The sequence below is a fragment of the Agrobacterium sp. 22-226-1 genome (genome assembly GCF_053522345.1).
The window spans coordinates 1,223-2,497 of the sequence record NZ_JBNWCP010000047.1; the positions used below are offsets into that span (position 1 = coordinate 1,223).

The 1,275-nt window shown below is 58.9% G+C and carries 2 protein-coding genes; both read left to right on the forward strand.

All coding sequences use genetic code 11. The features are described 5' to 3' along the window. A partial coding sequence (locus tag ACQZ5K_RS26940; RefSeq protein ID WP_448742075.1) for a DUF2169 family type VI secretion system accessory protein occupies positions 1-1,004 on the forward strand: 1,004 nt, incomplete at its 5' end. Further along, a partial coding sequence (locus ACQZ5K_RS26945; protein WP_448742076.1) for a PAAR-like domain-containing protein occupies positions 1,001-1,275 on the forward strand: 275 nt, incomplete at its 3' end. The genes ACQZ5K_RS26940 and ACQZ5K_RS26945, both read left to right, overlap by 4 nt.

Below are 1,275 nucleotides of genomic sequence, written 5' to 3' on the forward strand. Positions count from 1 at the left end.
GTGGTTCGCTGGATGTCGCAGCCGAGCAGGAAAGTTTTCAGTGGGAGGATGCCTATGAGGGCGATCCGCACCAGACCGTCCTCCTGCGCCAAAGCGATCTTACCCCGGACAAGCCCGGCACGGATATAACCTTTCTCGGGAATGCGTGGTCTGCGAGTGGCGAGCCGGAGAAATCCTGGCGTGCCTCCATCCGCGTTGGTGGAGTTTTCAAGGAAATCGAGGTTTTCGGCAGACGCTTCTGGCAACCTGTCGTTAAGGAGAAATGGGCAGGTTTTGCCGCCAGGGAAGCCAAACGTGTCGTAGCGGATTGGAAACTGAGCGATCCTGAACCGGCTGGAAACGTGGCCATATGCTGGCGCAACGCTTATGGCGGCGCGATCCCTGGCACAGGTGACGCGGGGACGGAAACACCGATTGACGTGGAGCGCCGAAACCCGCTTGGGTGCGGCATCGTCAATCTTGAGATGCCTGCCGACACCGGGCCTGTTCCAGCTCCGCAGATCGCTGCCGTCGGTGAGCATTCCGATTGGCGCAGCACGCCGGAACCGCAGGGATTTGGGCTCGTTTCGCCTTGGTGGCAGTTCCGTCAGCAATATTCCGGAACCTATGACGACGGTTGGCGGGAGGAGAGGCATCCCCTCTTGCCGCGTGATTTTGATCCACGCTTCTGGCAGGCGGCCCATCCTGATCTCATCGCGACGCCTCACCTCAAGGGTGACGAGAACTACGAGCTCGTTAATCTGAGTTCTGAGCATCCGGTCGCGAAAGGCTCGTTGCCTGGCCTTACCCTCGGTGTCCATTGTGCTCGTGAAGATCGCGATGAATGGCACGTGCTGAAGCTCGATGGCGTGCAATTCGACTGGCGCAATGACGGACGGGTGCTTCTGACCTGGCGCATCAGGTTTCCTCTTCCCGATGCCGGTGAAACAAAACTCACCCTGACGCGCGTTCGTCTGAAGTCTCCCGAAACCGAAGCGGCTCTGACCGAGAGGGAGACGGCATGAGCATCCCCCGCGACAATTATATCGGAGAGCCCCAATATCCCGGCACATGGACCACGGGGACACCGCGTGAGGGACTGCGTGACATCGATGAGGCGCGTATCGTCTCTTTGGCACCTGATGTATGCCTGACACCGGTTGGCTCGTCGGTGGTGCCTATTCCCTATCCGGTCGTGGATTTTTGCGGCCATGATAAAAACTATACGCCGTCTGTTCGGTTCACCGGCAAAAAGGCAATGGTGATGCGTTCGTGTACGACACATGTGCACGGCGA